Genomic DNA, 8,786 nt, shown 5'->3' with positions numbered 1-8,786 from the left:
ATCAAGGAACGAGCATTTAGTTCCTTTGGGGAGCTAATTTCTTATCCGAAGCTCAGGTTAACTATTAATCACGGTTGACGACTTTATCTTTTAAATGGTTTAACAAAGCGGTTAGATATTGATGCAAAAGCGATAGGTGAGGTGCAGAACTTTGGGGGCGATTACCGTGTTGATTATATCAGTATAACCTCTTTTGCGTTGGAGCACTGTAAAATGATAATGGGTATACATCTGCTAACGATGTATTAGCATTTGTCGTTGAAGGGTTAAGCAATAAATAACAGACACAAAAAAGCCGCATGTTTGCGGCTTTTTTATTAATGTTTGTTACTCGTCTTCAGCAGGAGGAACATAACCTTCGATTTCAACATCTTTACCTTCAAATAAGAAGCTCAGCATTTGAGTTTCTAAAAATTTGCGGTCATCAACATTCATCATGTTGAGTTTTTTCTCATTAATCAGCATCGTTTGCTTTTGTTGCCATAAGCCCCACGCTTCTTTACTGATATTGTCATAAATACGTTTACCTAACTCGCCTGGATAAAGCTGAAAATCCAAACCGTCGGCAGATTTATTAAGGTGTTGACACTGAACTGTGCGAGCCATGGTGATCCCTTACTAACTTAATTACGATTAAAACTAATGTGTCGCGAAAAGTACGGCTAAATTAGACAAAATACGCTCTGTGGCCGCAGCTAATCCCACTTTTGCTGGTTGATCTATGTTATACCAGAGAGTCGCGTTTTGTTCCATGATCCCCGTAGCTGACTGCGATGTTAATTCTACTAAAACGGGCTGAATGTCTAAATGAAAGTGACTAAATGTATGCCTAAAGCCTGCAAGGCCTTGTTCTGAGGCTTTAAGGTTATGCAGCGCTAAATAATCAGTCAACTCCACCTCTGTATCAAATTGTGGAAAACACCACAAACCACCCCATATACCCGCTGGTGGACGCTGCATTAACTGAACCGTAGTATCAGAACCACGATTGTTAACCATAACCAACATAAAAGCGGACTTTGCAGGGGTGACTTTTTTTGGCTTTTTACCGGGGTAACGAGTTTGTTCACCTTGTAATTGCGCCTTACAGTCAATTGCGACAGGACATTGCGCACAAAGTGGTTTACTACGAGTACATACACTAGAGCCAATATCCATCATGGCTTGGTTAAATTTCTCTACACCTACTTTGGGTGTGAGTTGTTCAGTTAATTGCCATAACTGCTGCTCAACCGTTTTCACCCCAGGCCAACCCTCAATCGCACCGTGTCTTGCTAATACGCGTTTTACATTGCCGTCTAAAATAGGGTGATGTTGTCCAAGTGAGAGTGACAACACCGCTCCAGCGGTAGACTTACCAATGCCAGATAAAGCAACTACATCATCAAAGTCTGTAGGAAACACGCCATTAAATGCATCACGCACATGCTGGGCGGCCTTATGCAAATTACGCGCTCTGGCGTAATAGCCTAATCCTGTCCATAAATGTAATACCTCATCTTGCTCAGCATTAGCAAGCTCGACAACCGTCGGAAATCTTGCCATAAATCGCTCATAATAAGGGATAACCGTTGCGACTTGGGTTTGTTGCAGCATAATTTCCGACACCCAAACGCGGTAAGGTGTTTTATTGATCTGCCAGGGCAGTGTTTTACGACCATTAAGGTCGTACCAAGCAATAATACGCTCGGCAAAGGTAGTCACTTTTTCCATGGGCGCAGTGTATCTATAGCCATTTTATTACACAAGTAGGCAAATCATTTTTACCTTTTATACTCACTTGAGCAGAATCACTTGTTGATGACTAATTTAGCGTAAACATGTGCGACGACTTTAGGTATAATGCCTAACTTAATTTTTTAAATTGATCCACCACAAATAGCAAAAGCGTAATGTGAATGTAAATAGTGGCGTTAGTACGCTAACGGTAAATACTTACATTGGGTAAATTACGTAAGCAATGAGGCAGAAATGAGCGACGTTACCACAGCTGAGTTTAACGAAGACGGTAAGTATATTCGTAAAATCAGAAGTTTTGTTTTGCGTGAAGGGCGACTAACCAAAGGCCAATCACAAGCGATTGAGGCTCACTGGCCTGCTATGGGGTTGGACTACACACCACAACCACTTGATTTAACAGAAGTGTTTGGGCGTGATGCCGATACCGTTCTTGAAATCGGGTTTGGTATGGGTGCCTCACTAGTGCAAATGGCAAGTGCATCTCCTGAGCAAAACTTTATTGGTATTGAAGTGCACAAACCAGGTGTTGGCGCGTGTTTAGCTGACGCGGGTGAAGCCAAAGTCACTAATTTACGTGTATACCATCATGATGCGATGGAAGTATTAGAGCACAGCATTGCTGACGGCTCATTAGCGCGTTTGCAATTATTTTTCCCAGACCCATGGCACAAAAAACGTCACCACAAACGTCGTATTGTGCAAGCTGACTTTGTTGAGTTAGTCCGTCGTAAGTTAAAAATCGGCGGCGTGCTGCATATGGCAACAGATTGGGAAAACTACAGCGAACATATGTTAGAAGTAATGAATGCTGCAGAAGGTTATAAAAATCAATCTACTACGGGTACCGTGGTTGAACGTCCAGACCACCGTCCGTTAACTAAGTTCGAAGCGCGTGGCCATCGTCTTGGTCACGGTGTTTGGGATATCATGTTTGAGCGTATCGCTTAATTTTAGCAACTGGAGAACACATTATGGCGCAAAATCGCAGCCGTCGTTTACGTAAAAAGTTACGAGTGGATGAGTTTCAAGAGTTCGGGTTCGATGTCAATTGGACCTTTGACGAGTCAGTCTCTGAACAAGATATTGATGCATTAGTTGATCAGTTTATTGATGAAGTGATCGAACCTCGCCAGTTAGGCTTTCATGGTGGTGGTCATAAAGAATGGGAAGGTATCATTGCAACCCAGGCCATTGGCAAGTGTACCGAAGATGATATTGCAGCAGTACAGACATTTTGGCAGAGCAAACCAGTATCAGGCATAGAAATTAGTGCCTTATATGACATCTGGTGGGGTTAAGCTAAATTGCCAGAGCAATTATTACTACAAGAAGCGGTAGACAAAGTCAGGCCGCTATTGGGTAAAGGCAAGGTGGCGGGGTATATTCCTGCCCTTGCCAATGTTGATCCTAATAAAATAGGTATTGCCATCACGACTGTTGACGGCACTACCATTGGCGCTGGCGATTTCCTTGACCCTTTTTCTATTCAAAGTATTTCCAAAGTGTTTAGTCTAACGCTTGCGTTAAACTTATACACAGAAGAAGAAATCTGGAGTCGAGTAGGAAAAGAGCCTTCAGGTCATTCGTTTAACTCCTTAGTTCAAGTTGAGTTAGAGCGTGGCAAACCACGAAACCCCTTTATTAATGCGGGCGCACTAATTATTGCCGACTTGCTGCAAGCCCGTCTAGGCGCGCCTAAGCATCGTATGTTAGAAGTGGTGAGACAGTTAAGCCAAGAGCCAAGTGTCACGTACGACAAAACAGTAGCAGATTCTGAGTTTCAATTTAGTGCGCGTAATGCGTCAATTGCCTATTTAATGAAATCTTTCGGTAATTTCGACGGTGATGTCGATACTGTGCTGAAAAGCTATTTTCATTACTGCTCATTAAAAATGAATTGCGCCGATTTATCTCGAGCCATGTTTTATTTAGCTAATCGCGGCAAAACCCTTGAGGGTGATGAGATAGTCACGCCCGTACAAACAAGGCAATTAAATGCCTTATTGGCCACATCTGGATTGTATGATGGCGCAGGTGAATTTGCCTACCGTGTAGGTATGCCAGGTAAAAGTGGTGTGGGTGGCGGTATTATTGCTGTTATACCCGGTGATATGTCTATTTGTGTGTGGTCACCAGAACTTGATATTAATGGTAACTCACTTGCCGGTACCGCAATGTTAGAACATATTAGCCAACAACTTAGCCGCTCAATTTTTTAGGCTAATCATGCTGAAAATTAATTATTATTGAGATTCGTAAAATAGACTACTTTTTGGTTTATTTTACGAATACACTGCTGTTATTCATCGTTTCCTTTCCTCATCTCGAATCAGATTGACAATAAAACCAATATTAATCATAGCCTTGAATATTTGGCACGGCTTGTGCTTTGTAAGTTTTATATTCGACTTAATTATTCGCACTCGAACTGCAAAAAGGATCTTTATCATGACCAAGCAAAAATTGATCTGTGGCTTAGCATTAACCAGCGTATTGTTTACCGCAGGTGCATGGACTCCAGCTATGGCAAAAATGTCTCTCAACGATGATAAATGTAATGTGACGCTGAATTATGATGTCACGGTTGAACCCACTAATTTACAGATAAGTGATAACGGCGCAGAAAAATATCGAGTTGAGTTGGGTCAACTGTATGTCGATGGTAAAAAAGTTACCCTTAACAACGAACAACAACAAATACTCACTCAGTATTCAGAAGCGCTTTCGAGCCAAGTGCCAGATGTGATTGACCTAGTAGGCGATGTGGTTTCGATTGCTACGCAAGCGGTTAACATGGCACTGACGCCAATTTTAGGCGAAGCCGCTGGCACTCATATTGATAAATTAATGTCTGGTATTCAACAACGTGTCGATACTATGGCGTATCAGCAAGGCGATAAGTTTTATTTAGGTTCTACCGAAGCATCAATTGAAAAAACCTTTAATGAAGAGTTTGAACAAGAAATAGAACAGATGGTGACCAGTTCTATGGGCTCATTAATGATGACGCTAGGCAGCCAAATTATGTCATCAGAAGGTGGCTCGTTTGAAGAGAAGATGAATGCATTCTCACAAAAAATGGATAATGTAGGCAACGACATTGAGCAACAACTTGAGTCGCAATCTCAAGAGCTTGAAGCTCGTGCAACCAAAGTTTGTGACAATTTTGAAGGGTTGTTAGTGCTCGAAAATCAAGCGCGTCAGGCCATACCCGAACTAGCCCCATTTACCCTAGCTAAACTAGGTGACTCCACTCAATAAGCTTTTTAGTCAACCCGTCTCCCTGAAAGACACCTGACCTTCCCCTGTTTTCTATTTCAAAAAAACAGGGGCTTTTTTATTGGTTAAAACGACTCATTAGCCGCTATAGCGCCATTTCTTTGTTCTGATAAAAAAATTGTCAATTATAAATATAGAGCCACAGGTGTTTTTTTTGTTATACTCATAAAAATTATAATAAAAAAGCACTCTACTTTAGATGTGGTTATATTTAGGACAAGAGACTTGCACATGACAGTATTGACTTTTTGTCTTATTGTTTGCTGTGAGCTGGTCGTGAATATCACTGAGTTGACGTGAATGTTTAATTTGGAATAGTCCCTTAAAGTGGCTTTTATTCCTGACTCAACAAACACCTAATTTTTTTAATGTCGTAACCAGCTTAAGGCGACTTTCATGTTAGAACTGTTAGAACCTATCGCAATTTTTACTCATGTTGCACGTGCAGGAAGTTTTAGTGCAGCTGCCAGACGTCTTGGCATTTCTAAATCCAAAGTGAGTACGCAAGTTGCAGATCTTGAACATAAACTTGGTGTTCAACTCATTCAGCGTACAACCCGCAGCTTAAGTCTTACCGAAGCAGGTAACTTGTTGTACCTTCAAGGTGAAGAATTACTGCGCGATGCTGAACAAGCTGTTTCCAGTGTCCATAACTTAAATGACGCAACCCGTGGCGTATTGAAAGTAGGGATCTCACAATCATTTGGTACCATGCATATCATACCGGCATTACCAGACTTTATGGCTCGCCACCCTGAGCTTGAATTGCAAGTCAGCTTGCTTGACCATAAAGTTGATGTGGTTAGTGAAGGTTTAGACTTGTTGTTAACTATGTCTGAACAATTACCGCTTGGCATGGTGGCTAGACCACTAATGAAATGTCAATTTTTGTTAGTTGCGTCACCAGGTTATATTGCTCAACATGGTAATATCAGTCGTCCAGAACAATTAGTTGAACACAATTGCTTGGTGTATCAAGGCGAATGGCATGAGCACAGCATGTGGCAATTTAAAAAGGGCGAAGATTATTGTGAGATTGGGGTTTCTGGTAATTTCCGAGTTGATAATGCACCTGCACTTAAGTCGGCTGCCGTCAGCGGTTTAGGGATTGTGTATCTTGCCAGTTACCTAATGGAAGATGAAATTGCCCAAGGCACATTAGTGCCATTATTACCTGATTGGCAATTAACCCATAACCTACCTTTACAAGCGGTTTACCCTCGTCGTAAACACTTGGCTCCAAAGGTCAGTGCATTTATTGATTTCATTAAAACCCATATTGCTAACCCGCCATATTGGGATGCTAAATTCGATCATTTATACAAGCTCCGCAAGTAAAATGTGGAAACATTGTTCTTAAAATAAAACAAAGCCGCAAGTCACCTTGCGGCTTTGTTTTTATCTGTTTTATATCAACATCTTATCTAGTTCATTGATTCGTTTTTTAGTGAGCCGTTAATCAATAGCTTACTGATATAAAGTAGGTTAGTTGTTGCAGTCTGTTCTTATATCAATACAATAGGTGTCAGTTGATTCGAAATGATTTGAATATGTATTTTTCTGAGAAATGACCCCTTTTCAGTTGAATGCCCAAATCGGCAACCATGCAAATTTTGGATCAGTGCTGACACTTGTTTTTTTCAAACTAAAACCATGTCGGCTTTGAAACCATCATCCTAGTTATTTGGTTACCCCAGGCATTGATCTGGGGTTATTTTTTTGTGCTTTGGTATTCAAACTTTTTCAACGTAATAAAAAAATGCAGCAACCTTAGGGTGCTGCATTTTTATTGTTTTATTCAACTTAAATAACTTGCTGCTTAATCCATTTATCCACTTGCTCTTCTAGTACATCTAAAGGCAATGGGCCATTTTTTAATACTAATGTGTGAAAATCACGGATATCAAACTTATCGCCAAGTTGTTTTTTAGCTTTTTCACGTAACGATAAAATTTTAATCATCCCAACCTTGTATGCAGTCGCTTGCGATGGCATAACAATATGGCGCTCAACCATTTTTATCGCGTCAGATTCGGCGTTAGGCGTGTTATCGACGTAATAAGTAATGGCTTGCTCACGAGTCCACTTTTTATCATGAATACCTGTATCGACGACTAGGCGACACGCGCGCCATAGTTCCATTGATAAGCGGCCAAAATCTGAATAAGGGTCGGCATAAAGGCCCATTTCTTTCGGAAAGTACTCAGAATATAAACCCCAACCTTCAATATAAGCAGTGTAACCACCAAATTTACGAAATTCTGGAACGCCTTGCAGTTCTTGGGCAATGGCAATCTGCATATGATGCCCTGGTATACCCTCATGGTAGGCTAACGCCTCCATTTGATATTTTGGCATTGCTTCCATTTTATATAAGTTAGCGTAGTAAGTGCCGGGTCGAGAGCCATCAGGAGCGGGTTGATCGTAAAATGCTTTACCTGCAGATTTCTCACGAAAAGCTTCAACTTGTTTTACTAATAATGCCGCCTTGGGCTTTATTTTAAAGACTTCGTCGAGGCGAGTTTCCATATTGTCGATTAGCGCTTTGGCTTCGGTTAAATAAGCTTGTTTACCGGCGGCAGTTTCTGGGTAATAGAACTGCTTATCATCACGCATAAAGGTAAAAAACTCTTGCAGGTTACCGGTATAGTTAACCTTTTTCATAATGAGGCGCATTTCATTATGGATGCGTTTTACTTCTGCTAAACCTAAGTCATGAATTTGGTTTGCGCTCATGTCTGTGGTGGTGGTGCGGGATAGGGCATTATTAAAAAAGGCTTCTCCGTCTGGGAGTTTCCATGCACCATCACGCGTATCAGCTCGGGCTTCTAAGGTTTTGGCATAAGCAATAAACTGCTGGTAAGCGGGCTTTACTTTAGTGATTAAAGCTTGTTTAACTTCGGCCAATAGGGCGTGTTTTTTGTCTTCACTAATGTCGAGCTTATTGATTTTACGGTTGGCATCAGCCCACAACGCATTGTCTTTATCGGTAGCGTTAAAGGGGGCGCCAGAGATAATGTTTTGACTGTCTGCAATCACATATGCAAACACAAACTTAGGGGCAATAATCTTTTTGTTGGCACGGATTTCAAGCGCTGTTTGTAATTGCGCCAATAATGTTTCGGTGGCATTAAGGCGGCTGATATAAGCCTTAGCATCACTTTCGTCGGTTATTTGATGTTGGTTAATTAATATCGATGCCACCATAGAATGCACGCCGTACATTTGGTTTACCGGATAGGTGTGATAACGCCACTTATCATCGGCAATCGTTTGCTCTATGCGTGCTTTGAGTAATTCAAAGCTTAAGGTGGTTTGCTCGTCGAGTTGAGCAATATCTATGGCATTTATGCGGGCAAGTTGATCTTTAGCACGGGCAAGCTCGGCATCTGCAGTCGCTTCTGATAAGTCATTCCACTTATCGTAATCTTGCTTAATGCCTAAGTAAGTTTGGTTAACGGGACTGGCCATCACGTTTTCTATAAAGATGGCTTCAAATAGCGCGTTTGCCTTAGCAGACTCAGTATTGGCGGTCTCTGCTTTGCTCTGCTGTGGGCTTAACTCAACTGCAGTATGTGAGTGCGCAACAGCGTATGTACTTAATAAGCTTGATAATGCCACGGCAATTAAGGTTGTTTTAGTTTTAAGGGACATCAATATCTTCCTAAACGACACAATTTATAGGCTGACATCCTAATCAAGCTTTTACTTAATGTGTTAAATTAAATGTTATAAAGTGTGTATCTTGTTACATCGAGCGTAGAGAA

General features: G+C 41.3%; 8 protein-coding genes. 5 read left to right on the top strand and 3 right to left on the bottom strand.

All coding sequences use genetic code 11. The features are described 5' to 3' along the window. Window positions 1-327: 327 nt before the first annotated feature. Window positions 328-606: an oxidative damage protection protein gene (locus IEY42_RS13145; RefSeq protein WP_188916714.1), complete on the bottom strand. Its 279-nt coding sequence runs from the start codon at window positions 604-606 to the stop codon at window positions 328-330. A 33-nt stretch (window positions 607-639) separates the two neighbouring features. Continuing rightward, the gene (gene mutY / locus IEY42_RS13140) at window positions 640-1,713 is read right to left on the bottom strand and encodes an A/G-specific adenine glycosylase (RefSeq protein ID WP_188925657.1); all 1,074 of its coding nucleotides are present in this window, start codon (window positions 1,711-1,713) and stop codon (window positions 640-642) included. Between the two features lie 258 nt (window positions 1,714-1,971). Here mutY and trmB point away from each other — a divergent pair, with 258 nt between their 5' ends. The 5 genes from trmB to IEY42_RS13115 all read left to right on the top strand — a co-directional run bounded on the left by trmB (window position 1,972) and on the right by IEY42_RS13115 (window position 6,357). Further along, a complete protein-coding gene (gene trmB, locus IEY42_RS13135) occupies window positions 1,972-2,688 on the top strand; it encodes a tRNA (guanosine(46)-N7)-methyltransferase TrmB (RefSeq protein WP_188925656.1) in 717 nt (238 codons plus the stop codon). A gap of 23 nt (window positions 2,689-2,711) precedes the next feature. After that, window positions 2,712-3,038, top strand: coding sequence for a 50S ribosome-binding protein YggL (locus IEY42_RS13130; protein WP_188925655.1), 327 nt, complete (start codon window positions 2,712-2,714; stop codon window positions 3,036-3,038). A 6-nt stretch (window positions 3,039-3,044) separates the two neighbouring features. After that, the gene (gene glsB, locus IEY42_RS13125) at window positions 3,045-3,959 is read left to right on the top strand and encodes a glutaminase B (RefSeq protein WP_188925654.1); all 915 of its coding nucleotides are present in this window, start codon (window positions 3,045-3,047) and stop codon (window positions 3,957-3,959) included. Between the two features lie 229 nt (window positions 3,960-4,188). Further along, window positions 4,189-5,001 carry a YggN family protein gene (locus IEY42_RS13120; RefSeq protein WP_188925653.1) on the top strand — a complete coding sequence of 271 codons (813 nt, stop codon included), beginning with the start codon at window positions 4,189-4,191 and terminating at the stop codon, window positions 4,999-5,001. Window positions 5,002-5,415: 414 nt separating this feature from the next. Further along, window positions 5,416-6,357 carry a LysR family transcriptional regulator gene (locus tag IEY42_RS13115; RefSeq protein ID WP_188925652.1) on the top strand — a complete coding sequence of 314 codons (942 nt, stop codon included), beginning with the start codon at window positions 5,416-5,418 and terminating at the stop codon, window positions 6,355-6,357. Between the two features lie 465 nt (window positions 6,358-6,822). Here IEY42_RS13115 and IEY42_RS13110 read toward each other — a convergent pair whose 3' ends face one another. Continuing rightward, on the bottom strand, window positions 6,823-8,673 hold the full coding sequence (locus IEY42_RS13110; RefSeq protein WP_188925651.1) for a DUF885 domain-containing protein: 1,851 nt from the start codon (window positions 8,671-8,673) through the stop codon (window positions 6,823-6,825). Window positions 8,674-8,786 lie beyond the last annotated feature (113 nt).

This window comes from Shewanella algicola (genome assembly GCF_014648035.1).
GTDB classification, from domain to species: domain Bacteria; phylum Pseudomonadota; class Gammaproteobacteria; order Enterobacterales; family Shewanellaceae; genus Shewanella; species Shewanella algicola.
This window is presented reverse-complemented; position numbering and strand designations above follow the sequence as displayed.